At 60.1% G+C, this 24,577-nt stretch carries 22 protein-coding genes; 5 read left to right on the forward strand and 17 right to left on the reverse strand.

The window, feature by feature from the left end; genetic code table 11:
- Positions 1–693: 693 nt before the first annotated feature.
- A complete protein-coding gene (locus ACI2KS_RS06220) occupies positions 694–1,320 on the forward strand; it encodes a response regulator (RefSeq protein WP_404618220.1) in 627 nt (208 codons plus the stop codon).
- A 122-nt stretch (positions 1,321–1,442) separates the two neighbouring features.
- On the opposite strand, the gene ACI2KS_RS06225 is transcribed toward ACI2KS_RS06220, so the two are convergent.
- From ACI2KS_RS06225 to metG, 4 genes are all read right to left on the reverse strand, one after another.
- Complete coding sequence (locus tag ACI2KS_RS06225) at positions 1,443–1,625, reverse strand: PA3496 family putative envelope integrity protein (RefSeq protein WP_404618222.1); 183 nt, start codon at positions 1,623–1,625, stop codon at positions 1,443–1,445.
- Between the two features lie 107 nt (positions 1,626–1,732).
- Complete coding sequence (gene nth / locus ACI2KS_RS06230) at positions 1,733–2,371, reverse strand: endonuclease III (RefSeq protein WP_404618224.1); 639 nt, start codon at positions 2,369–2,371, stop codon at positions 1,733–1,735.
- Positions 2,372–2,476: 105 nt separating this feature from the next.
- Positions 2,477–3,490 (reverse strand): electron transport complex subunit RsxB, encoded by a 1,014-nt coding sequence (gene rsxB / locus ACI2KS_RS06235; RefSeq protein WP_404618226.1) that lies wholly within the window; start codon positions 3,488–3,490, stop codon positions 2,477–2,479.
- A 45-nt stretch (positions 3,491–3,535) separates the two neighbouring features.
- Positions 3,536–5,584, reverse strand: a complete 2,049-nt coding sequence (metG, locus tag ACI2KS_RS06240; protein ID WP_404618228.1) for a methionine--tRNA ligase — start codon at positions 5,582–5,584, stop codon at positions 3,536–3,538.
- Positions 5,585–5,868: 284 nt separating this feature from the next.
- Here metG and apbC point away from each other — a divergent pair, with 284 nt between their 5' ends.
- Complete coding sequence (gene apbC / locus ACI2KS_RS06245) at positions 5,869–6,963, forward strand: iron-sulfur cluster carrier protein ApbC (protein ID WP_404618230.1); 1,095 nt, start codon at positions 5,869–5,871, stop codon at positions 6,961–6,963.
- A 188-nt stretch (positions 6,964–7,151) separates the two neighbouring features.
- Here apbC and ACI2KS_RS06250 read toward each other — a convergent pair whose 3' ends face one another.
- Positions 7,152–7,361, reverse strand: a complete 210-nt coding sequence (locus ACI2KS_RS06250) for a cold-shock protein (RefSeq protein WP_404618232.1) — start codon at positions 7,359–7,361, stop codon at positions 7,152–7,154.
- A 311-nt stretch (positions 7,362–7,672) separates the two neighbouring features.
- Here ACI2KS_RS06250 and dcd point away from each other — a divergent pair, with 311 nt between their 5' ends.
- The gene (gene dcd / locus ACI2KS_RS06255; protein ID WP_404618234.1) at positions 7,673–8,239 is read left to right on the forward strand and encodes a dCTP deaminase; all 567 of its coding nucleotides are present in this window, start codon (positions 7,673–7,675) and stop codon (positions 8,237–8,239) included.
- Positions 8,240–8,361: 122 nt separating this feature from the next.
- The gene (locus ACI2KS_RS06260) at positions 8,362–8,583 is read left to right on the forward strand and encodes a hypothetical protein (RefSeq protein ID WP_404618236.1); all 222 of its coding nucleotides are present in this window, start codon (positions 8,362–8,364) and stop codon (positions 8,581–8,583) included.
- Positions 8,584–8,662: 79 nt separating this feature from the next.
- Here the strand turns inward: ACI2KS_RS06260 and pdeM are convergent, their stop codons facing one another.
- The 12 genes from pdeM to ACI2KS_RS06320 form a co-directional block, all read right to left on the reverse strand.
- Positions 8,663–9,316 carry a ligase-associated DNA damage response endonuclease PdeM gene (gene pdeM, locus ACI2KS_RS06265; RefSeq protein WP_404618238.1) on the reverse strand — a complete coding sequence of 218 codons (654 nt, stop codon included), beginning with the start codon at positions 9,314–9,316 and terminating at the stop codon, positions 8,663–8,665.
- A complete protein-coding gene (locus ACI2KS_RS06270; protein ID WP_404618240.1) occupies positions 9,313–11,805 on the reverse strand; it encodes a ligase-associated DNA damage response DEXH box helicase in 2,493 nt (830 codons plus the stop codon). The genes pdeM and ACI2KS_RS06270 overlap by 4 nt, the downstream gene beginning before the upstream one ends.
- A gap of 202 nt (positions 11,806–12,007) precedes the next feature.
- Positions 12,008–12,772 (reverse strand): ABC transporter ATP-binding protein, encoded by a 765-nt coding sequence (locus ACI2KS_RS06275; protein ID WP_404618242.1) that lies wholly within the window; start codon positions 12,770–12,772, stop codon positions 12,008–12,010.
- Between the two features lie 12 nt (positions 12,773–12,784).
- Complete coding sequence (locus tag ACI2KS_RS06280; protein ID WP_404618244.1) at positions 12,785–13,903, reverse strand: succinylglutamate desuccinylase/aspartoacylase family protein; 1,119 nt, start codon at positions 13,901–13,903, stop codon at positions 12,785–12,787.
- Between the two features lie 9 nt (positions 13,904–13,912).
- On the reverse strand, positions 13,913–14,623 hold the full coding sequence (locus ACI2KS_RS06285; RefSeq protein WP_404618245.1) for an ABC transporter permease: 711 nt from the start codon (positions 14,621–14,623) through the stop codon (positions 13,913–13,915).
- Positions 14,620–15,348, reverse strand: a complete 729-nt coding sequence (locus tag ACI2KS_RS06290) for an ABC transporter permease (protein WP_404618247.1) — start codon at positions 15,346–15,348, stop codon at positions 14,620–14,622. The genes ACI2KS_RS06285 and ACI2KS_RS06290 overlap by 4 nt, the downstream gene beginning before the upstream one ends.
- Before the next feature lie 74 nt (positions 15,349–15,422).
- The gene (locus ACI2KS_RS06295) at positions 15,423–16,205 is read right to left on the reverse strand and encodes a transporter substrate-binding domain-containing protein (RefSeq protein WP_404618248.1); all 783 of its coding nucleotides are present in this window, start codon (positions 16,203–16,205) and stop codon (positions 15,423–15,425) included.
- A 390-nt stretch (positions 16,206–16,595) separates the two neighbouring features.
- Positions 16,596–18,311, reverse strand: a complete 1,716-nt coding sequence (locus tag ACI2KS_RS06300) for an ATP-dependent DNA ligase (RefSeq protein ID WP_404618250.1) — start codon at positions 18,309–18,311, stop codon at positions 16,596–16,598.
- Positions 18,308–19,342: a ligase-associated DNA damage response exonuclease gene (locus ACI2KS_RS06305; protein ID WP_404618252.1), complete on the reverse strand. Its 1,035-nt coding sequence runs from the start codon at positions 19,340–19,342 to the stop codon at positions 18,308–18,310. Before ACI2KS_RS06305 ends, ACI2KS_RS06300 begins: the two co-directional genes overlap by 4 nt.
- Before the next feature lie 1,022 nt (positions 19,343–20,364).
- A complete protein-coding gene (locus ACI2KS_RS06310; protein ID WP_404618254.1) occupies positions 20,365–22,863 on the reverse strand; it encodes a penicillin acylase family protein in 2,499 nt (832 codons plus the stop codon).
- A 256-nt stretch (positions 22,864–23,119) separates the two neighbouring features.
- A complete protein-coding gene (locus tag ACI2KS_RS06315; protein WP_404618256.1) occupies positions 23,120–23,326 on the reverse strand; it encodes an SEC-C metal-binding domain-containing protein in 207 nt (68 codons plus the stop codon).
- 4 nt (positions 23,327–23,330) lie between these two features.
- The gene (locus tag ACI2KS_RS06320; protein WP_404618258.1) at positions 23,331–23,816 is read right to left on the reverse strand and encodes an LEA type 2 family protein; all 486 of its coding nucleotides are present in this window, start codon (positions 23,814–23,816) and stop codon (positions 23,331–23,333) included.
- Between the two features lie 121 nt (positions 23,817–23,937).
- Here ACI2KS_RS06320 and ACI2KS_RS06325 point away from each other — a divergent pair, with 121 nt between their 5' ends.
- Positions 23,938–24,531 carry a hypothetical protein gene (locus tag ACI2KS_RS06325; RefSeq protein WP_404618260.1) on the forward strand — a complete coding sequence of 198 codons (594 nt, stop codon included), beginning with the start codon at positions 23,938–23,940 and terminating at the stop codon, positions 24,529–24,531.
- Positions 24,532–24,577 lie beyond the last annotated feature (46 nt).

The following is a 24,577-nucleotide window of genomic DNA, read 5'->3' on the forward strand; positions in this document are numbered from 1 at the left end:
AACTTCACGGCCTGTGGCTGTAGACGACGTGTGCGAGCGTGATGTTTGTCAGCCCGGTAGGGAAAAACGGCAGCTTCGGAAGAAGCTGAACGTCTCGTAGGTTTTTTCCGTAAATAAATATGTATGGAGAAAACATTTTTAAGATGTGTATTTTTTCAACAGAGCCGTTGGTCTACAGGGGCGGGTTGTAACTCGCAATATTTTATGGTTGCTGCGTTCTGGCATGTCCGACAGTTCCGCTTATTCTGAGTGCATTGGGTTCATGGAGCCGTCATCTGCTGCCAGTAACAGGGCGTGACATCCGCTGAGCAAATCTCGTGCCCGGATACAGGTGCGTCTTCATTCGAGACGCATTTGCTGCCGAGCGGGCAGGGGGCGGCACGCTGGCTTGGCTGAACAGTTCAATGGGGTATCAGATTTATGATAGAGCACGTATGGTTATTGTTTTACTCGATATGTATGTTCCTGAGATCGTTCTTTGATGCGTGCCTCGAGCTTTTCGTTGTGCCGGGAAAAGTAAATGAGCCGAGTGCCAGGAAGAGTGGGTCAGTCAGGATTTGTAGGATCTTTCTGTTCGTTGAGTGGGAAAGGTCTTTGCCTGCCGGTCCGCAGGGAGGAGCGCCATGCAAAGCACTAAACGACTAAGCTATTGTGCGGGCTCTGAAAAATCGAACAGCAAAGAATGGACTGCTCATGAATAAAGTGTTGATCGTGGATGATCACCCTGTCATTCGGCTCGCCGTACGCATGTTGATGGAACGACATGGTTACGAGGTCATTGCCGAGACGGACAACGGGGTAGATGCGCTACAACTGGCGCGGGAGCATTTGCCCGATATCGTCATACTGGATATCGGTATTCCCAAACTCGATGGGCTGGAGGTCATCGCCCGGCTGACCGCGATGACCTTGCCTTTCAAGGTGCTGATCCTGACCTCCCAGGCGCCCGGGCATTTTTCGATGCGCTGCATGCAGGCAGGCGCGGCTGGCTACGTGTGCAAGCAGCAGGATCTTACCGAGCTGCTGAGCGCCATCAAGGCGGTTCTGTCGGGGTACAGCTATTTTCCCAATCAGGCGCTGCATACGGTGCGTTCCAGCCTGGGCAACGCCAGCGAGGCGGAAATGGTCGATCGTCTTTCAGGGCGGGAGATGATGGTGCTGCAGCAATTGGCGCGGGGCAAAAGCAACAAGGAAATCGCCGATGGCATGTTCCTCAGCAATAAAACCGTCAGCACTTACAAAACCCGGTTGTTGCTGAAGCTGAACGCCCACTCGTTGGTTGATCTGATTGAACTGGCTCAACGCAACGGGCTTGTGTAACCGGGGATCGAGAAGCCCCTGGCCGGCCCTCGTCCGCCGGGATTCGCCCACCGCTTCGCTAGAATTGTTGTCGCAAGGCTAAAGCCTCTCAAGTGACGGGGAGGCTTTGAACAGAGGAGGGGTCACAAGTCGAAATCGTAGTCTGCCAGCTTCTTTTGCAAGCGACGCTCTTCGAGCAGGTTATCAATGGTGCGGCGTTTGTCGAGATTGGTTTTCGCGGTTTCTACCGGCACTTGCGCGGCTTCATCCGTGTCCCCTGACACCAGGTCCTCATCCAGGTCCAGCTGTTCTTTGTCAGTGCTCATGAAAGTTGACTCCAGCTTTAGACTGTCATTGGCGCACCTTATAACGGCAAACTTCGACCGGGTAAAAAAGATTTTTTCAATCGATCAACACTGGAAAACGCTATCGCTCAATCGTCAGAGGTTTTTTCCTTGTATTCGCACAAGTCCTCGATGCGGCAACTGCCACAGCGGGGCTTGCGTGCAACGCAGACATATCGGCCGTGAAGGATCAGCCAGTGGTGAGCGTCCAGCAGGTAGTCCTTGGGCACGAACTTCATCAGCCTCTGTTCAACCTCCACGACGTTTTTGCCGGGAGCGATACCAGTGCGGTTGCTCACCCGGAAAATATGTGTGTCCACTGCCATCGCCAATTGTCGAAAAGCCGTATTGAGCACCACGTTCGCTGTCTTTCGGCCAACACCTGGCAAGGCCTCGAGTGCTTCACGGGTGCGAGGCACTTCGCCGCCATGAAGTTCAACGAGCATGCGGCAGGTTTCGATGACGTTCCTCGCCTTGCTGTTGTAGAGGCCGATGGTCTTGATGTACTGCGATAGACCTTCGACACCGAGGTCGTGGATAGCCTGGGGCGTGTTGGCGACTGGATACAGCCGGGCCGTGGCCTTGTTGACACTGACGTCAGTCGCCTGGGCTGAGAGAATCACCGCGATCAGCAACTCAAAGGGCGTGCTGTAGGACAGCTCGGTCTTGGGATCAGGGTTGTCTTCGTGAAGACGACGGAATATTTCCAGACGTTTTGCAGCATTCATGAAGTGCGCTTTTCCTTGGAAACGGTCGGCTGAGGTTTCGACGTCTTTTCTTGGTCGTCTGCATGGACAGTTATGTCCCTTAGCGCTGTCGGCGGTAGTGGCCGGCTACGGTATCGCTTGTTGCAATACCGCCAGCGCCTGCTCGGCTTCTGCGACATCTGCACTCATGGCAGAGATCTGCTCGACGCTGGCTTGTGCGTTCTGGGCTTTTTTCAGCGCCGCGCGAAGCATGGCCAGCTGAATCCTGGCACGATTCATCGCTGCAGCGTCTGGCTGGGCAGCGCGAGGCATAAGGGCTGGCGGCGCGGTGGCTGGCAGTCGTGCAAGGGCTTGCTCCGCCTCATCGTACTCACGCTGTAGTTCGACCAATCGCGCCGCCTGCTCTGCAATGGGCGGATGGCCGAAAGCCTTGAGCGATTTATTCAATTGCGCACGGCTCATCGCCAGATTGATGCGGGCTTGCTTGAGCGCCGCGTCACCGTCGGCCGTTTCCTGCGCTCGAACCCGTTCCAATGCAGGCTGAATCGGGCCAACGGCAATGTCTGGACTACCAGGCTTGTGCTGCCGAGCCATCCGCTGGTCGTGACGCTGCTGCTCTTCGCGTTGCAGACGTGCGTTGCGGGCTTCGAAACGGTCACGGGCATGAGCCCGCTTGGCAGTACGTGCCACGCGCTGCGCCTCGCTGCGCGCCAATCCGCCGACGATAGGCACTACGCCGGCCAAGGGCAGCGGGTGCATGTCTATACAGTCTACCGGGCAGGGTGCCACGCACAGGTCGCAGCCGGTGCATTCATCGATGATCACCGTATGCATGAGTTTTGCCGCGCCCATGATCGCGTCGACCGGGCAGGCCTGGATGCACTTGGTGCAGCCGATGCATTCTGCCTCGCGGATAAACGCCACTTGGGCAGGGGCGTTACCGCGCTCGGTATCCAGCTCGATGACAGGCAGCTTCAGCAACCGCGCCAGTGCGCTGATGGTTTCATCGCCACCGGGCGGACACTTGTTGATCGCTTCGCCATTAGCGATGCCTTCGGCGTAAGGCTTGCAGCCAGGATGACCGCATTTGCCGCATTGAGTCTGCGGCAGCAGGGCGTCGATGTGTTGAATCAGGCTCATGTCTTGACCAGGCCGACGACCCAGGGGCCGCCGGCGCGTACACGGTTACTTGATGCGCTGGCCGGGCTTGGCGCCGCTGTCAGGGCTGAGCAGGTAGATTTCTTCACCGCCGGGCCCTGCTGCCATCACCATGCCTTCGGAAATGCCGAAGCGCATTTTCCTCGGCTTGAGGTTGGCGATCATCATGGTCAGACGGCCTTCCAGCTCGGCCGGGTTGGGGTATGCGCTCTTGATCCCGGAGAACACGTTGCGTTTCTCGTCGCCGATGTCCAGGGTCAGGCGCAGCAGCTTGTCCGCGCCTTCGACGTGTTCGGCTTTCTCGATCAGTGCAACCCGCAAGTCGATTGCCGCGAAGGCGTCGAACTCGATTTCGGCGGACAAAGGATCCCTGGTCAGTTCACCGTTGCCCTGGGGCGCGGCGCCAGTGTCGGTAGCGCTGGCGGCCAGGTCTTCTTTCGAGGCGCTAGTCATGGCTTCCACCTTGGCCGGGTCAATGCGGGTCATCAGGGCCTGGAAGGGGTTGAGCTGGTGATTGCTCAGCAGGGTCAGGTGGTCGTTCCAGGTCAGCGGGGCAACGTTGAGGAACTGCTCGGCATCGGCGGCCAGATTCGGCAGCACAGGCTTGAGGAAGATCACCAGTTGACGGAACAGGTTGACGCCCAGCGCGCAGATGGCCTGCACTTCGTCCTGTTTGCCTTCCTGCTTGGCCAGCGACCAGGGTGCCTTGTCGGCGATCCAGGCGTTGGCGCGGTCGGCCAGGCCCATGATTTCACGCATGGCGCGGGCGAAGTCACGGGCCTCGTAAGCTTCAGCGATGCTCGGCGCCGCCGCCAGGAACGCGTCGGTCAGTTCAGGAGCGGCATTGCCGGCTACCAGCACGCCTGCGTTGCCTTTCTGAATGAAACCGGCGCAACGGCTGGCGATGTTCACCACCTTGCCGATCAGGTCGGAGTTGACCTTTTGCACGAAGTCTTCGAGGTTCAGGTCCAGATCGTCGACGCCACGGCCCAGCTTGGCGGCGTAGTAGTAACGCAGGTATTCGGGCGACAGATGGTCCAGATAAGTGCGGGCCTTGATGAAGGTGCCGCGCGACTTCGACATTTTCTGGCCGTTGACGGTCAGATAGCCATGGACGTTGATGCCGCTTGGCTTGCGGAAGCCCGAACCCTCAAGCATCGCTGGCCAGAACAACGCATGGAAATTAACGATGTCCTTGCCGATGAAGTGATACAGCTCGGTGGTCGAATCCTTGCTCCAGAACGCGTCGAAGTCCAGCTCGGGACGGCGCGCGCACAGGTTTTTGAAACTCGCCATGTAGCCGATCGGGGCGTCCAGCCAGACGTAGAAATATTTGCCTGGCTCGTCGGGGATTTCGAAGCCGAAATAGGGTGCGTCGCGGGAGATGTCCCACTGTTGCAGGCCGGAATCCAGCCATTCGGCGATTTTGTTCGCCACCGCGTCCTGCAGCGTGCCACTGCGCGTCCAGCTTTTAAGCATGGCATCGAAGGCTGGCAGGTCGAAGAAGAAATGCTTGGAGTCCTTGAGCACCGGCGTGGCGCCGGAGATCGCCGATTTAGGGTCTTTCAGATCGGTTGGCGCATAGGTGGCGCCGCATTTCTCGCAGTTATCGCCGTACTGGTCTTCAGTGCCGCATTTCGGGCAGGTGCCCTTGATGAAGCGATCGGCCAGGAACATTTTCTTTTCCGGGTCGAAATACTGGGTCACCGAACGCGTGGCGATATGGCCGGCGTCACGCAGGCGGGTGTAGATCAGGCTCGACAACTCGCGGTTTTCTTCGGCGTGGGTCGAGTGGAAGTTGTCGAAGTCCACCAGGAAGTCGGCAAAGTCAGCGCTGTGCTCGGCCTGGACGTTAGCGATCAGCTGTTCCGGGGTGATGCCTTCTTTCTCCGCGCGCAGCATGATTGCCGAGCCATGGGCATCGTCCGCGCACACATAAATGCACTGATTGCCGCGGTGCTTCTGGAAGCGCACCCACATGTCGGTCTGGATGTACTCGAGCATGTGGCCAAGGTGAATGGAACCATTGGCATAGGGCAGGGCGCTGGTGACGAGAATCTTGCGTGGCTCGGACATGGGGCTCGGCTACTTGAAGTGAAACGGAGGTCGGCCACTATAAAGGTCTGAGCGTTTTTTTTCATCCCGCAGATTGTCGCCCAGGATTCCTCTAGCCTTCCGGCTAGCCGGCGCGGGCGGCTTCGAAATTGGCAGCGCTGGCACGCCGGACGGCGACAGGCGCTGCATTTAATGGCGACACCACCTATCGAAACTCTTCAGTGCTGCAAAACCCGGCCCCTCTGTTCCGACAGACGCGGTAGGATAGCCGCCTGTTTTGCTCAGTCTTTTTTCGGGAGTGACCCATGAGCGCTGTTAATCGCGCAGCGGTGGAAGCCGTCCTTCGCCAATATACCGATCCATATCTGAATCAAGACCCGGTCAGCGCCGGTTGTGTGCGCGCCATCGATATCGACGGTGATCGCGTCAGCGTGCAGCTGGAGTTGGGCTACGCCGCCGCGCTGTTCAAGAATGGCTGGGCGCAGATGCTGCAGATGGCCATTGAAAGCATGGACGGCGTGGCATCGGCCAAGGTCCAGATCGATACCCTGATCAGCGCGCACAAGGCTCAGGCGCAGATCCCGGGCCTGGCCAACGTCAAGAACATCGTTGCCGTGGCCTCCGGCAAAGGTGGCGTGGGCAAGTCCACCACCGCGGCCAACCTGGCGCTGGCGCTGTCCCGCGAGGGCGCACGTGTCGGAATGCTCGATGCCGATATCTACGGGCCGAGCCAGGGCGTGATGTTTGGTATTGCCGAAGGCACGCGGCCGCAGATCAAGGATCAGAAATGGTTCGTGCCGATCCAGGCACACGGCATCGAAGTGATGTCGATGGCTTTTCTGACCGATGACAACACGCCGATGGTCTGGCGCGGGCCGATGGTCTCAGGCGCGTTGTTGCAACTGATTACCCAGACCGCCTGGAATGACCTGGATTATCTGGTCATCGACATGCCGCCCGGCACTGGTGATATTCAGCTGACGCTGGCGCAGAAGGTCCCGGTCGCAGGTGCAGTCATCGTCACTACCCCACAGGATCTGGCGCTGCTGGATGCCAAAAAGGGCGTAGAGATGTTCCGCAAGGTCAACATCCCGGTATTGGGCGTTGTGGAAAACATGGCGGTGCATATCTGCTCGAATTGCGGTCATGCCGAACACCTGTTCGGTGAGGGTGGCGGCGAAAAGCTCGCCTCGCAATACGGCGTCGAATTGCTTGCTTCGTTACCGCTGTCGATGCTGATTCGCGAGCAGGCCGACGGTGGCAAACCCACCGCGATTGCTGAGCCAGACAGCCAGATTGCCATGGTGTACCAGGAACTGGCGCGGCACGTCGGCGCGCGCATCGTCTTGCAGGAAGCGGCAACGCCTGCCATGCCGAGCATTTCCGTCAGCGACGATTGATGGTCTTGATCCACAACACATCAATGTAGGCGTGAGCTTGCTCGCGATTGCGGTCATGCGCAGATGATTCGGCGCAGACGTACCGCAATCGCGAGCAAGCTCCTGCAGGTTTTAGCGTGCGCACAAATCTGCAGGCATAAAAAAACCCCGCTTTGAGGGCGGGGTTTTTCTTACTGATTCAGTACAAGTTAGATAACTTGAACTTCTTCAGCTTGCATGCCTTTCTGACCGCGGGTAGCGATGAAAGAAACCTGTTGGCCTTCTTTCAGGCTTTTGAAGCCGTCGGATTGGATAGCTTTGAAGTGAACCAACAGGTCAACACAGGATAGTGGACTGATGAAGCCGAAGCCATTATCAACGTTGAACCACATAACGGTACCAGTTTGGCGATTAGACATGGTGTATCTCCTTGGACAAAGTTAACTGCGACTCAGGAAGAACCCTGGCCGAGACTGAGTGCAAAGAGCAGGAAAAATTCTTGGAGATGGTTGGATCGAAATTCAACATCGTGTAGAGATTCTCAGTGACACAAGCAACACAGTGGACCCACCTTAACCGTTTTTTTTGGATGTGCCAATGGGCTTTCTACGTTTATTTCCAAGGATGGCCTAATGCTGCCAGTTCGGCACGTGCACAGTCTTTGAACCCAGCGGCTTGGCCCGGTAAGATGCCGGACATCTTTTTTCACCTCGCTATTCAGGACACCGCCATGAGCATCAAATCGGACAAGTGGATTCGCCGCATGGCGCAAGAGCACGGCATGATCGAGCCTTTCGTGGAGCGCCAGGTGCGCGGCGAGGGCGCTAACCGGCTGATCTCCTTCGGTGTTTCCAGCTATGGCTACGACGTGCGCTGTGCCGATGAATTCAAGGTGTTCACCAACATCAATTCGGCAACCGTCGATCCGAAGAACTTCGACGAAAAGAGCTTCGTCGACGTCAAGAGCGACGTTTGCATCATTCCGCCGAACTCGTTCGCACTGGCGCGCACCGTCGAATACTTCCGCATCCCGCGCAACGTATTGACCATCTGTCTGGGCAAAAGCACCTACGCGCGCTGCGGCATCATCGTCAACGTGACCCCGCTTGAGCCGGAATGGGAAGGGCACGTCACCCTGGAGTTTTCCAACACCACTACGCTGCCGGCCAAGATCTACGCCAACGAAGGCGTTGCGCAGATGCTATTTCTGGAATCCGACGAAGAGTGCGAAGTGTCCTATAAGGACCGTGGCGGCAAATATCAGGGTCAGCGCGGCGTAACCCTGCCACGCACCTGAGTCAGCCAAGAGATTGCGCCGTTGGTCATTTCGAAACTGAATTAGTCTCGAAAACCGCACTCTATTGACTGAACTGTTCCCATCCGCACCATGCGGATGGGGCCAACCTTCAGGAGTGCCCTATGAAAAGACAAATCAACACCAGCAAGATAGAAGCCGACCCCGGACAAAATCAGGTCGGGATGCTGGCTTGGTCGCTGTTGGCGCATCCAGAACTGAACAACATGGTCGCCGGCGGCATCCCTGGCCAGCCTGATCCTGATAGCCCCAACGAATATCCCCAGCCCTCGGAGCCTGGCGTGCCTACCGTGCCAGACGAGCCGCCTCCCGCTCCCGTCGCCTGACAATGCCCCTGCCGGTGCAGTGGCATCGGCAGGGCCTCCTGCCCCAGCGCCCACTTCCTTTCCAGCCACGTCAGGGACACTAAACCTCCCAGACGGCGCCCTCGCCGACGACATACACCCGACTGTTTTCTTGCCGCTCGATATTCATGCCGCCGGTAAATGCGCCGAATGCGGGAAGCAGGCAGACGTCCTGCTGCAGGTAAAAACACGGGAGGCGCAAGCGCTGCCGGCCTTTGCCGTAGAGCCGATACGCGGGGTGCACGTGACCGGCCAGGACATAGTGGGAGGGGTGCGGATCAGGTTCGTGTTGCAAGGCGAAAGGCCCGAGCAGCAGAGGCTCTGGCACCACCTCGATGCGCAATTCACCAGGGGGGTCTCCTGCACGTTTGTCGTGGTTGCCGCGAATCAGGGTGATGGCCAATGATGGGTGTCGCTCGCGCCACGCCTGGAGCGCGGCCAGAGTGGCGGCCGCGTGGGATTCCGGAGCGTGCAGGAAATCCCCGAGGAAGATCAGCTGCTGGCAGTCGTAGGCGTTCAGCATTGCGTCCAGCCGTCTCACGTTGTCATCCGTGGTGCCGTGGGGGACCGGCTGGCCCAGACGGCGATAGGCGGCGGCCTTGCCGAAATGTGCATCGGCGATCAGCAGCGCACGTTCGGCGGGGTAGAAAATGGCCTTGTCAGCGAGTAACCAGAGTTCAGCGCCCGCCAACTGCAGGGCAATGTACGGCTTCATGCACTTACCTCGGGGCCAGCGGCTTTTTCCAGGTCTCGCACCATGCGTGCGATACGGTCGGAGAGCTTTTCGGAACTCATGCTTTCGCGCATGCGTTCGACCAGCAGGGGGAACGCCATGGGCGTCGGGCGCTTGATCAGGTGCAGGTCCAGGGTCCGGCTGTTAATGCGCTGCAGGGTATGTTCCAGGCGGCTGACGTCCAGTTCCTGACGCATGACCTCCTCTTGCGCCTGGGTCAGCAGCAGATTACCCGCGTCATACTGTTTGAACACCTCGAAGAACAAGCCGCTGGAGGCCTGCAACTGGCGATTGCTTTTCGGCGCGCCGGGGTAACCCGAGAACACCAGGCCGGCGATCCGGGCGATTTCACGAAAGCGCCGCAGGGCCAGTTCACCAGCATTGAGGCTGGCAATGATGTCGGCCAGTAGACGTTCTTCGCTGAACAGATCCGCGCTCAGGCGTTGCGCCCAATCGACTGGCGTTGCACTGAGCAGCTCCAAGCCGTAGTCATTGACCGCTATCGAGAACGTCAGCGGTGTATCGCGGCTCAGGCGCCAGGCCAGCAGGCTGGCCAGCCCAAGGTGCACGTGGCGCCCGGCAAACGGGTAAAGAAACAAGTGCCAGCCTTCGCGGGACTTGAGTACCTCGGCCAACAGCGTGTCTTTGCGCGGCAACGCCGACCATTGGCGCTGAACCTCGAGCAGCGGGCTGATGGTATGCATTTCCGGGCTGTCAAAGATCCCGTGGGCCGCAGCGTCGAACTTGTCCACCACAGCGTCGGCCAATTCGCTGGACAGCGGCATTCGACCGCCATTCCAGCGCGGGACCGCAGCCTTTTTGGTCGTCGCGCGTTTGACGTAGGCAGTCATGTTTTCAACCCGGACCAACTCCAGCAGGCGGCCGCTGAACAGGAAGCCATCACCGGGTTTCAACCTGGCGATGAAACCTTCTTCGACGCTGCCCAGTGAGCCGCCACCACCGCCCTTGCTCCAGTACTTCACGTTGATGCTGGCGTCGCTGACGATGGTCCCGACGCTCATTCGGTGGCGACGTGCGAGTCTGGCGTCCGGCACGCGCCAGACACCGTGTTCATCGGGCTCAACCCGCCGGTAATCAGGGTATGCCGTCAGCGACAAGCCGCCGTGGCGGACGAAGGCCAGGGCCCAGAGCCATTCTTCGTCAGTCAGGTCGCGATAGGCCCAGGCCGTGCGGATCTCTGCCAATAGCTCGTCAGGCAGAAAGCCTCCTCCTAATGCCATGCTCACCAAATGCTGTACGAGGACGTCCAGAGACTTGTGCGGCGATTCCCTTGGCTCGATAAGTCGGGCGTTGACAGCATCGCGGGCGGCGGCGGCTTCTACCAGCTCCAGGCTGTGGGTGGGCACCAGGGTGACCCGAGAGGGGCGGCCGGGCGCGTGCCCCGAACGACCGGCGCGCTGCATCAGGCGGGCGACGCCTTTGGCCGAGCCGATCTGCAGCACCCGTTCAACCGGCAGAAAGTCCACCCCCAGATCGAGGCTTGAGGTGCATACCACAGCTTTTAGATGGCCTTCCTTGAGCGCGCGCTCGACCCAGTCACGCACTTCTCGCGACAGCGAGCCATGATGCAGGGCGATCAGCCCGGCCCAGTCAGGTCGCGCCTCCAGCAGCGCCTGGTACCAGATCTCCGATTGCGCCCGGGTGTTGGTGAACAGCAAACAGCTGGTGCTGCTGTCCACCTCGGCAAGCACTTGCGGCAACATGCGCAGGCCCATGTGCCCTGCCCAGGGGAAGCGCTCGATGCTCTGCGGAATCAAGGTATCGACGATAAGCTCCTTGACCACTTTGCCCTGCACGGTGGTCCCCGCGTCGCCCAGCAGCACCTGTTGCGCATGCTGTTGATTGCCCAGGGTTGCCGAAAGGCCCCATACGATCAGGTCCGGATTCCAGCGCCTCAGTCGCGCCAACGCCAGTTGCAGCTGCACGCCACGCTTGTTGCCGATCAGCTCGTGCCATTCGTCGACCACCACCATTTTCAGCGTGGAAAACGTGACTTGGGCGTCGGCGCGGGTCAGCAGCAAGGTCAGGCTTTCGGGGGTGGTGATCAGGGCGGAGGGCAGCCGCCGCCCCTGTTTCGCCCGTTCGCTGCTGCTGGTGTCGCCCGTGCGCAGGCCCACGCTCCAGGGGATCTGCAGATCCCGCAACGGGGCTTCAAGCGCTCGCGCAGTGTCAGCCGCCAGAGCGCGCATGGGCGTGATCCACAGCACGTTCAGCGGTGCAGCCACAGGCTTGCGTTTACGCGGTTTGTCATCGCTTGCGGGCGGGGAGAGTCTGGCGAAGCGATTGAGCGCGGCAAACCACACGGAGTAGGTCTTGCCGGCGCCGGTGCTGGCGTGCAACAGGCCCGATTCGCCACGGGCGACCGCCGCCCACACTTCTTTCTGAAAGGGGAAGGGTTTCCAGCCACGGTCTGCGAACCAGCGCTGGGAAAAGTTGACGGTTTTCGGCATGCGCAGGCTCTGAGGTGGTTTAAGTCAGAGACCGTCGGGGGAAGGGATTAGTTTGGTTGGGATTGCTAGTCCGCTCCGCGGGCCACGGGCGAAACGGACCTGTAGCCGCACGGCTTGGCGGCGGTGGCGATTTTAAAGGCGCTGCCGCCGGCAAGCCGTGCTGCTACAAAGTGCTCATTTGCGCGAAACGACGGTGCGCCGGTTATTTCAGATTGCCGCTGAGGAACTGCTTCAGCCGCTCGCTCTTCGGGCTGCCGAGCACGTCATCGGGGTGACCGATTTCTTCGATCTGGCCCTGGTGCAGAAACACCACCTGATTGGCCACCTTGCGTGCAAAACCCATTTCGTGAGTCACCAGAATCATGGTGCGGCCTTCTTCGGCCAGGCCCTGAATCACCTTCAACACTTCGCCCACCAGCTCCGGGTCCAGCGCCGAGGTCGGTTCGTCGAACAGCATGATTTCCGGCTCCATCGCCAGGGCCCGGGCAATCGCGACGCGTTGCTGCTGGCCACCGGAAAGGAATGCCGGGTACTGATCGGCGACGCGAGCGGGCAGGCCGACCTTCTCCAGGTATTTGCGCGCACGGTCTTCGGCCTCGACCTTTGACACGCCCAGCACCCGGCGTGGCGCCATGGTGATGTTTTCCAGCACCGTCATGTGGCTCCACAGGTTGAAGTGCTGGAACACCATCGCCAGTCGCGTGCGGATGCGCTGCAATTCGGCCGGGTCGGCCACGCGCATACCATTGGAATCGCTGACCATGCGGATCTGCTGGCCGTCCAGGCTCATGGCGCCGTCGTTGGGTTGTTCGAGAAAATTGATGCAGCGCAGGAACGTACTCTTGCCCGAGCCGCTGGCGCCGATCAGGCAGATCACATCACCGACGTTGGCCTTGAGCGACACGCCTTTGAGCACCTGGTGGTCACCGTAGCTTTTGTGCAGGCCATCGATGGTCAGTTTGTACATGACTGGCAATCCTTAAGGAGAAAGTAAGTAGCCGCTGCGGAAGGCTTCGGTGCCTGCGACATGGGCGATGACCATGCCGGCAGTTGCCATGCGTCGCAATGAGCGGGCGTACATAAGGCCGGCGTTGGCCGCGTGGATCGGGGTCACCGCATCGCTGATCGGGTCAATGACCTCAGCGATCAGTTGCCCTGCCTCGACGTATTCCCCGGGTAACGTGCAGAACACCAGGAGACCGCCCACAGGCGTGGCAACCGGTTCGACCGCCGCCAGTGGCGTCGCCGGATAAATCAGTTCAGGTTGCGCTACCGGTTCACCGGCAATGGCGCCGTAATGCATCAGGTAGCTGATGATCGCCTGGCAATCGCGGCTGCCCAGAGCGTGGCTTACATCGCCCTGGCCGCGCAGTTCCAGGGTCACGGAAAAACTGCCCAGTTCGATCGGGAAGCGTTTCTCGAAGCGTTGCTGCAATTGCCACCAAACCAGGGTGAAGCACTCATCGAATGATTGTCCGCCCGAGTCGGTGGCCAGCAGGCTTGCCTGAGCGCCGAGGTAGCGAGACAGCGGTTCGACCTGCGCCCAGGCTTCAGGCGTGGTGTACAGATGCTCTACCGATTCGAAATCGCAATGCAGGTCCAGCACCATGTCGGCGTCGCACGCCAGGCGTTGCAGGGCCAGGCGTTGTGATTCCAGCTGGGTGGCGCCGGTACGCGCCGACAGCGCCGCGAGCAGGCTTTTGCGAATCAGCCCGACGTTATGCGCAGCGTCGTCATTGAGCAGGGGCTCGACTTCATCGCCCACTTGCTGGCTCAGGTCAACAAACCAGCGGTTGAAGTTCTGCCCGCTTTCCAGCTCGTAGCGACCCAGCGGCATGTCCATCAGCACCTGTTCCAGCCCGATGGGGTTGGCCACCGGGACGACGATGATCTCGCCCAGCAACTGACCGGCGTTTTCAAGCTCGGCCAGGCGCTGCTTCAGATACCAGGACACCAGCATGCCCGGCAGCTCGTCGGCGTGCAGGGACGACTGGATGTAGATTTTGCAGGCGCCGTTTTCCGGGCCGTAATGAAAGCTGTGAATCTGCCGCGCGGTGCCAGGCACCGGCGCCAGCAGATCATGGGTCAGGTGTCGCATGCGAAGGTCCTAGTGAGACGGGCCGAGGAAGGCCAGCCAGCGGCGTTCGGCGAGTCGGAACAAGCCCACCAGTATGAAGGTGACCACAAGGTAGATCAGTGCGGCGATGCCGAACGACTGGAACGTCAGAAAGGTTGCCGAGTTCGCATCGCGAGCAACCTTGAGAATGTCCGGCACAGTGGCGGTGAAGGCCACGGTGGTCGAATGCAGCATCAGGATCACTTCGTTGCTGTAGTAGGGCAGCGAGCGACGCAAGGCCGAGGGCATGATCACGTAGGTGTACAGGCGCCAGCCGGTCAGGCCGTAAGCCTTGGCCGCTTCGACCTCGCCGTGGTTCATGCTGCGAATCGCACCGGCGAAGATCTCGGTGGTGTAGGCGCAGGTGTTCAGCGCGAACGCCAGAATGGTGCAGTTCATCGCATCGCGAAAGAACGCGCCGAGCATGGGTTGCTCACGCACTGCGGCAATGCTGTAGATGCCGGTGTAGCAGATCAGCAGCTGGATATAGAGCGGCGTGCCACGGAACAGGTAGGTGTAGAACTGCACCGGCCAGCGCACCAGCGGGTTGCGTGAAACGCGGGCGATGGACAGCGGGATCGAGACGATGAAACCAATGGCAATGGAGGCGCTGAGCAGCCACAGGGTCATGGCCAGGCCGGTGATGTTCTGACCATCCGTATAAAGGAAGGGACGCCAGTATTCCTGAAGCAATTCGATCATCGTTGAGCCTCCCGGCTGCCTGCGGCGTAGCGCCGTTCAGCCCAGCGCAGGGCAAAGTTGGAGACGCTGGTGATGACCAGATAGATCAATGCCGCGAGCACCAGGAAATAAAACAGTTGATACGTGCTTTTGCCAGCATCCTGCGAGGCCTTGACCAGGTCGGCCAGGCCGATGATCGACACCAGCGCGGTGGCCTTGAGCACCACTTGCCAGTTGTTGCCGATTCCGGGAAGGGCAAAACGCATCATCTGCGGGAATACCACGAAGCGAAAACGCTGGGAGCGGCTCATGCCATAGGCCGTGGCGGCCTCCACCTGACCGCGGGGCACGGCGAGGATCGCGCCACGGAAGGTTTCGGTGAAATAGGCACCGTAGATGAACCCCAGGGTGATGACCCCAGCGGCGAAGGGGTCGATCTCGATGTAGTCCCAATCCAGTGCTTCGGTGAGGCTGGTCAGCCATGTCTGCAGGCTATAGAAGATCAGCAGCATCAGCACCAGGTCCGGGACGCCACGGATCAGCGTCGTGTAGACCTGCGCCGGGACGCGCACAATGGCGGCTTTGGACAGTTTGGCACTGGCGCCGAGCAGGCCGAGGACGATGGCCAGCAACAGCGACATTACCGATAATTTGACGGTCATCCAGGTGCCTTGGAGCAGCAAGGGGCCGAAGCCCTTGAGGCTGAACGCAGACAGTCCCAGGTTTTGCAGGAGAGTTTCGAACATGTGCAACCTATAAATAAAACGCCCATCGATGTCAGCGGGGGATTCTCGCTGAAAGTCGACGGGCGTTTGTTTTCTTATTTACCGCTGTACAGATTCAGATCGCCGAAGTGCTTTTTCTGGATTTCGGCGTACTTGCCGTCATCGTGTAACGCTTTGATACCTTTGTCCAAAAGCGCCTTCAGGTCTTTGTTACCTTTGGAGATGCCGACTGCAGTCTTGGCTGGCAGCAGTGGATCGTCGATTGGCTTGCTGACTTCGTAATCAGCGCCTTGTGGCGACTTCAGGAAGCCCAGTTCGGCTTGCAGCATGTCTTGTACCGACGCGTCCAGACGACCGGACACCAGGTCAGCATAAACCTGATCCTGGTTGGCGTAGGCCTGGGTTTTCACGCCAGCCTTGTCCAGCACGGCCTTGGCGTAGGCTTCCTGGATGGTGCCTTGTTCGTAGCCAACGGTCTTGCCCTTGAGCGAAGCGGTTTCAGCGGTGATGCCGGAACCTTTCTTGAACACCAGCGAGGTTGGGCCGGAGAACAGTTCGCTGGAGAAGTCGATGACTTTCTCGCGCGCTTCGGTGACGGTCATCGAAGAGATCACACCGTCGAACTTATTGGCTTTGAGGCCAGGAATCATGCCGTCGAAATCGCTTTCGACCCACTTGCACTTGACCTTCAGTTCAGCACAGATCGCGTTGCCCAGATCGATGTCGAAGCCAACCAGACTGCCGTCAGCGGCTTTCGATTCGAAGGGTGCGTACGAAGGATCGACGCCAAAACGCAGCTCCTTGTATTCCTTGGCCATTGCGTTGCCAGCGGCCAGACAGATGGCGAGAGCGGAAAGGGTCAGCCATGCTTTTTTCATCGTTCAGTCCTTAAAACCAAATTGAGCGTTGGGAACACGCGAAGGCTTGCTACCGGCAGGTGCCAGACCGCAAAAAGATAGCAATTTCCGAACCAAAGAGACGAACGTGCGTTTTAAATGTACGGAGTTGTCGCAATGATGACTTTGAGCCATCTTTTGTCTTTTTTCTGGGCGCCGGAGGCAGGGGGAGAGTAGCCCAAACCGCTGAAAAGGGCTTGGGATTTCTCCTCATCAATGAGGAGTGTTCCCGGCCTCCCTGCAGGGTGCATGGATTTGTAGCAGTGCGCCCGGCCTGCGGTAGCGATTGCATGGCGTCTGCGTCGCCGGGCCGTGCTGCTACACGGGGCATAGGTATGGGGCGCTTTGCAGATCAGCGCACCAAAAAAGTGCTCACGACAACAGATCCTGCAAGGTATCAAGGCTGTCTGCTTCCTCCACCGGTTTGTCCTGACGCCACCTGAGCATTCTCGGAAACCTCACGGCGATCCCGCTTTTATGGCGTTTGGACAGAGCGATACCCTCGAATCCCAGTTCAAACACAAGGGTTGGCGTAACACTTCTGACCGGTCCGAATTTCTCCACCGTGGTCTTGCGGATGATTGCATCGACTTTGCGCATTTGCTCGTCGGTCAGCCCCGAGTAGGCCTTGGCGAAAGGCACCAGCGTGCGTTCGCTCGACTGTGGCGGGCCATCCCATACGGCGAAGGTGTAATCGCTGTAGAGGCTGGCGCGACGACCATGGCCGCGTTGTGCATAGATCAGCACGGCGTCGACGCTGAACGGGTCAATCTTCCATTTCCACCACACGCCCATGTCTTTGGTCCGGCCCACGCCATACATCGAATCCCTGGCCTTGAGCATCATGCCTTCGACCCCAAGGCTGCGAGATGCCTCACGTTGGCGGCCCAGATCGAGCCAGTCTGTACCGCTCAGCACCGGCGAGCTCATCAGCACCGGGCTTCCGGCCTGTGCGATCACCTGATCGAGTTGGCTGCGCCGTTCATGTTGAGGGCGGCTACGCCAGTCATGCCCCTGCCACTCCAGCAGGTCATAGGCGAGCACCACCACGGGCACGTCCTCGAGGATTTTCTTGCTCAGCGTCTTGCGCCCGATGCGTTGCTGCAGCAGTGCAAAAGGTTGCACGGAGGGTATGGCGACTGCGTGCGCGTCCGGCGCTGGCGTGCTTAGAGAGAATTCACCTGACTCTAAGGCATCGGTTGCAGGCGGTTTCCAGACCACGATCTCGCCGTCGATCACGGTGCCGTCGGGCAGGCACTCAGTCAGGCTGTGCAGTTCCGGGAAGCGATCGGTGACCAGCTCCTCGCCCCGCGACCAGATCCACAGGCGGCCCTCGCGCTTGACTACCTGCGCGCGGATACCGTCCCACTTCCATTCCACCTGCCAGTCCTCAGCGCGACCGAGCAGCGTGTCGAATTGATCCACCGGTTGCTGTAGCGCATGGGCGAGAAAGAACGGATACGGCTGGCCGCCGCGTTGGGCATGTTCGTCCTCGGACTCGGCGGCGATCAGCTTCAGGTAGCCCTCGGCGCTGGGCCGGTGAGACAGGTCGGTATAGCCCACCAGGCGTTGGGCCACGCGCTTGCTGTCGATGCCGGCCAATGCCGCCAGGGCGCGAGTGACCAACAGCTTCGACACGCCGACCCGAAAGCTGCCGGTGATCAGCTTCAGGCAGACCATCAGGCTCTGGCGGTCCAGTTGCGCCCAAAAGGTCGGCAGTCGGTCCAGCAACTCCTCAGGCGGCAGGCCGCGTAACGGCAGCAGTTTGTTCTCCATCCAGCTGGCCAGCCCCTCTTCAGACCTGTGCTCGGCCTGCGGCAGCAGCAGCGACAGGGTTTCGGCCAGATCGCCGACAGCCTGGTAGCTTTCCTCGAACAGCCATTCGGGAAGTTGGGAAAGAAGCATCGCCTGCTCACGCAGCAAGCGGGTAGGGACCAGCTGTCGCGGACGCCCCCCGGAAAGGAAATACACCGCCCATGCCGCGTCTTGCGGGGCCGCGTGGGCGAAGTAATGCTGCATGGCGGCCAGCTTGGCATTACTTGACGTGGTGGCGTCCAGCAGCGCGTAAAGCTCGGCGAAGGCCTTCATGACGACGCCTCATCCGGTGCTTGCGGTTTGGCGGCGGCATCGTCCTCTTCATCGCCGTACTCGGTGCTGAAACCCTGGGCATCGAGCCCCGCTTCCCGCAAATAACGCACCAGCACCGCCACTGAGCCATGGGTGACCATCACCCGTTCTGCCCCGGTGTTTTCGATCGCCCACAGCAGGCCCGGCCAGTCAGCATGATCGGAGAGGGCAAAGCCGCGATCGACGCCACGCCGCCGTCGCGTACCGCGCAGCATCATCCAGCCGCTGGCGAAGGCGTCGCTGAACTCGCCGAAGCGACGCATCCAGGTGCTGCCCCCGGCTGAGGGCGGCGCTACGATCAATGCCTGACGCAGCGCCGGGTCGGTTTTCTTGAAGTCGCCAGCGTAAAGGGTTTCGGGAATTCTCACGCCGGCTTCGCGGTACACGCGGTTCAGTGGCTCCACCGCGCCGTGAACCAGGATCGGGCCGATGCTCGGGTCGATGCCGTGGAGGATGCGCTGCGCTTTGCCGAATGAGTAGGCGAACAACACGCTGGCCTTGCCCACTGCGGCGTTGGCCCGCCACCAGTCGTTGATGCCGGCGAAGATTTCCGACTGCGGCTGCCAGCGATAAATCGGCAGGCCGAAGGTGGATTCGGTGATGAAGGTGTGGCAGCGCACCGGCTCGAACGGTGCGCAGGTGCCGTCGGGCTCGACCTTGTAGTCCCCCGAGGCGACCCAGATTTCGCCCTGATATTCCAGGCGGACCTGCGCCGAGCCGAGCACGTGACCCGCCGGATGCAGGCTCAGTTTGACGCCGTGGTGGGTGATGGTTTCGCCATATTCCAAGGTCTGCAGGTTGATATCCTGGCCCAGCCTTGCGCGCAGAATGCCTTCGCCGGGCGCCGCGGCCAGATAGTGTTGATTGCCGGTGCGGGCGTGATCGCCATGGCCGTGGGTGATGACCGAGCGCTCGACCGGCCGCCAGGGATCGATATAAAAATCGCCGGGTGGGCAGTACAGGCCTTCGGGACGGGCAATGACAAGGTCCATGGGGTGACCGGATTGGTGGGCTTGTCAGGTAGAGCGGCGGGGTGTTGAGGAAGTTCTATTTTTTGGGCGGTGGCGGTGGCTTGGTGTGTATATCCGCTGTTTCGGGTGGCGCTGATACGGTTTGGCCTAACGGCCAAATTGTTTCGCCTTTGGCGAGTTACTTTTGAAAAGCCGGAATGCCGGACCAACCAAAAGTGCTTGCTCCTGATTTGGTCTCTCCTTCGTCCAGATACTGTCAGGCAGCTAAGCCTGCGTTCGGCCTGCAGCCAAGTCGCGATTTGTGGTGACTGGACTACCGCGCGTTTAGAAGCCAAATCAAAAGCGGGCGTGCACTGATCGAGTTCGGTTTCTGCCGAAGCGTGGGACAGTCTATGGTTTCAAACAAGCTCCTCAAGTTGGACTATTGCGCCGCCTGCTTTTGATTCTGGCCAGAGGCCGTGGGAGCCAGGCTTGCCAGCGATCTGCCGGGCACCGGCAGTAGAATCAGATGGCTCGGTGGGTCAGATGCATACCGTTCACAGGATTTGCTGCCGCTTCGCGCCAGATCGCGAGCAAGCTTACTCCCACGGCCTTCGGCCAGAATCAACAGCAGATACGCAAACGCCCGCTAATTCACGGTTGACCACGCAGCTGTAGGAGTTCAGGCAGATCGCATGCAATGGTCTTGCTGGTGCTGGGCAGCAGATCGTCGGCAAGGTGGAGCGCCACCCCTGCGGACTCCCACGCCCTCCGGGCAGAAGCAACACGTGCCGAGATTGTGTGAACGTTACAAATTGCGACTTTGGAAGGCCGAGCGCAGGTATTGCGTAGGGGGCCGAGCGACATGGATGGCGGCGGGCCCCCGAAGCAATGCCGGAGGGAGGGAACCCGACGAAGTCGGGCCGGACAGGGAGCGTAGACACTTGGTTACTTGGTGTCCTTTCAAGTAACCCGCCGGAGGCGGAACGCTTCTGCCGTTAGGCAGAACGAAGATCAGTGCCACCACGGATATCGGATATGCACGCAAAAACCTGCGCTAACATTTACTTCCCAGGCGTCAACGTCAACCGCTGCTTGCCATACACCTTCTCGAAATTCTCCGGCTGCATCGGCACCGACATGTATTGCCCCTTCGCCCACGGATCAATGCCATCGGCGAAGTGCGGGCTGGCGGGATTACCCGACTGACCTGCGGCGTTCTGCGCCATCATCGGTTCCTGCTGGGCGAAGTCGATGATCATGCGCATGGCCGGGATCACCGCGGCATCGAAGTCCTGGCCCCAGTGGAAGCCTGAGGCGTTCAGGGTCGTGTGATCACCCCCCGCGGCCATCGGCCCTTTGATGACCCCAGCCTTGCTACCGCCGATCGCTGCCGTCAGTTCGGCGCTTTGCGAGGTCCATGTGTACCGGTGCAGCTTGCCCCATTGCCAGGCCTTGCGATCGGCGCCCAACTGGCTTTCGCCGGCGCTGATGGCCGCTGCCAGGCTGCGCGCCAGGATCGCTGGTTTGTCTTCCTTCTGCGGCGTTTTCACGTCGTCCCAGTAAGGGCTGTCCTCTCGCCCCAGCAGGTGATCGGCCTGAGGTGAGTAGGAAAGGTCGGCGCTCTGCACCAGCGCTTTCCAGGCTGGGCTGCTTTCCGGACCCAGCTCATCGAGAAATATCTGCCGGGCGCTTTCCTGCAGGAACAGCTCATAGATCGCCGCATCGGCGGACACTGGCGACAAGCGACCGTCGAACGCCATCAAGCGGCTCAGTGCCTCGCGGGCCTTGTCACGGTCTGCCGGCGCGAGCGCGTCGATGGCCTGCTTCAAAGGTTTGGCCATGCCGGGTGCCTCGAACATCTTCTTCAGCTTGGCGGCAAACGTGGTGGTCTGGTCGTACTGCATGCCGATGGTGCTGCGAGTGTCCTGCTTGCCGTTGTTGGCCAGTTCAGCGATGCGCTCGGCACGTTCCGGGTAATCCCATGAGTTGGATAGCTGCATGCCATAACCCTTGGGCACCGTGCGCTGGTTGGCAGTGGCGATCCAGCCTTGCTGCGGGTCTTGATCGTATGGGTGCAGCATCGCATCGGCGTAACCGTCCCAATCGAAACGGCTGTCCCAACCCGGCGACGGGATCAGGCCCAGGCCGTCCCGGCGGTTCGGGTAGCGCCCGGTCACTTGCCAGCCCGTGTTCGTGGCATCGGCGAAGACCATGTTCAAGGTGATGGCGCGCACTTCCCGGGTGGTATCGAAGGCGCGTGCGACGTTCTGCGCGCGCGTCAGGTCAAACAACGCATCCAGGGTCTTGTCATCCTTGGCGTCGGGCGTTTGCAAGGCGATGCCCAGGCCGCTGGCCAGTTGCGCGGAACTGGCATTGAGCAACGGACCGTGGCGAGTTTCATACGCAGGCTCGCGCACCGGGCGCTGGCCTTTGACGAAGTAGGTCTCTTCGTGGGCGCCGGCCGCGACCCATTTGCCATCGACCATGACCATCAGGCGGTTGTTCTCGCGCTTGAGCTTTTCCAGGAACAGATCCTGGTTATCACCCATCGCCGGACCCATGCCCCAGGCCAGTTTGCCGTTGAACCCCGAGAGCACCAGCGGCAGACCGGCGACCGTGGCACCTGCAGCCTGATACTTGGGGGCGCGGATCTGCACGAAATTCCACATCGATGGCAGCGTGGCGGGCAGTTGGCTGTCGGTGGCCAGCAGGCTCTTGCCGGCACGGGCACGCTGCGGCGAAATCACCCAGTTGTTGGAGGCCCAAACGCCCAGCAGATTGAGATCGGACAGCTGCAGTGCGGCCTTGTCCAGCTCGCTCAAGCCTGGTAACTGGCTGCTCAGGTTCAGACCCTTGAGCTTGTCCGCTTCAGCCAACGGCAGCTCTTCGTCCGGGTAGGTAGGCAGCAGCCAGGCCAGCTTGTCGGCGCCGACTTTCTGCGCCAGCACCAGCGAGCTGATTTCCTCCTGCAGGTTCACCGACAGGCTGAAGTTCAGCAAGCTGAAGATCAGTGCCGAGTCTTCTGGTTTCCAGTATTCGGGTTTATAGCCAGCATCGGCGAGGTCAGACGGCAATTTGTCGCGATAGCGGAACAGGTAGGCGTTGACGCCGCGGGCATAGACTTCGAAGAAGCGTTTCAGGCGAGGGGAGGAGGCGTTGTAGAGCTCCCCGGCGGTTTGCTTGAGATTGGCCGCGCGCATCATGCGGTCCAGATCCAAGGCGCCGGGGCCGGCTATTTCCGAGAGTCGGCCCTGGGCCAGCAAGCGCATCTGCACCATTTGCGAGATACGGTCGCTGGCGTGGACGTAGCCCAGGGTAAACAGCGCGTCGTGGAAAGTGCTGCTCTCGATCAGCGGCATCCCCAGATTATTGCGGCGCACGGAAACGTTCTGCGCCAGTCCCTTGATCGCAAAGACCCCACTGGCTGGAGGCAGGTTGTCACGGTCTTCGCCACTCAACTGGCAGCCGGCGAGGCTCAACAGGCCCATCAAGGCGGCGGTGACGCCCAGACGCCGTTTCGACGACCAGGGAATCAAGGATGAGAGGGCGGGCGAGGCCATGATGTAGCTCCTGCGGGGGGATGCGTTGGAAACGCGCTACGTTAGAGAGCAGGCAGGCGCCACGCAAGCGGGAGACAGGAGTTTATTTCAGGATTTTTCGAGATGGCGGATGTTTGAAAATATTCTGCAGGGGCTGACCGCAGGTTTGCAAAAAATCGACTCTGTAGCATTACGGCTCACCGGCGGTGGCGATCTGCGCGTGCCACCGCTGGTAAACCGCGCTGCTACAGCGCTTGCCGCGACTTCAGACAGGCCATCAGGCGCCGTGGCACTTCTTGAATTTCTTGTCGCTGCCGCATGGGCAGGGATCGTTGCGACCTACGTCCTTGAGCGCGTTGCGCACCGGCTCCTGAGGTTCGTGGTTGCAATGCGGGCCATGGACGTGGCCGTGGTCATGATGATGGTCGTGGTGGTCGTGATCGTGGTCGCAATCAGGGCCATGCACGTGGGCTTGCTGGTTCATGGGGCTACTCCGGAATTAAATCGCCGGGGATTATCTCGCCGTTGCGCTCAATACGCACGCTGTGTCCGAATAAAAATCCGGTCTTGAGCTTGCCTTCCAGGCGGTAATGAATAGGCTGGCTGGTCTTGCCGAGCATTCTCGAGATGTCTTTGAGGTGCTCCCAAAGGTTGGTCCGTACCGGCACCGAGAAGTTTTTGTGGCTGTTGGCCTTGACGATGAACCAGTCGCTGGACTCGCCTTCGCTGAGCAGTATGTCGTTGAGCAGGATCTTGTAACGCAAGCCGCGCACCAGCAGGCTGGAGTCGTTGGGGTTATCGACGCGAAAGCGCAGCTTGAAATCCTGGCGCAGCAGTTTTGCCTTGACCACGTCGACCTTGAGCAGCTTGACATCGGGGTCGTCGAAGCCGCCGGTGATCCAGGTCGAACACCCGGACAAACCCAGCAGCATGCACAGGCAAAGCAATTTGGTGACACGTGCTTGAAAGACCATTCGTTCACTCCCTGTCGGGCTGCAGTCTAGCAAGTGATTGGCGATTGACCGTTTCAAGGCCACTCGCTGTTCCTCAGAGCCTGCGCCATACTCACCCGATGTGTCGAAGGAGTATTGACCCATGAAGCTATACGAAATCGTTTTTTCCGGCCAATTGGTGACGGGTGCGCAGCTGGACCGGGTGCAGGCGAACCTGGCAAAGCTGTTTCAGGCTGACGCGCAACGCATCGCGCTGCTGTTTTCCGGGCGGCGGCTGGTACTGAAAAATAACCTTGATCAGGCCGCAGCCGAAAAATACCGGGCAACCCTCGAGCGCGCTGGGGCACGAGCCGATGTGATTGAAATGCCGGGACAGGTCCAGGTGCAGGAGCAGATCGAAGTCGAGGAGGTCGAGCTGGCACCGCCGCCCGATGAACCCACCTGGACCCGCCGCTCGCCGTCGCCCGGCATTGCCCCGCGCAGCGATACCAGCCCCGGCCGGACATCAAAGCTCGAACCTCGTGATGTCTACATGGCAGCGTTTGTTGACGTCCAGGCGCCGGATTACACCCTCTCTGACCTGGGCAAGAATGTGCAGGATCCGAAAGCGGCTGCGGTTGCGCCTCGTCTGGACCTCTCCGGCCTGAGCCTGGCACCGCCTGGCGCCGACATCGGCCAGGCCAGGCCGGACGAGCACGTGATCGTGCCGGATATCTCGCATCTGAAGCTGGCGTAGAGTCGAGCTGTTTACGTTGTAGGAGTGAGCTTGCTCGCGATTCGCC

Source organism: Pseudomonas sp. NPDC087358, assembly GCF_044900785.1.
GTDB lineage: Bacteria > Pseudomonadota > Gammaproteobacteria > Pseudomonadales > Pseudomonadaceae > Aquipseudomonas.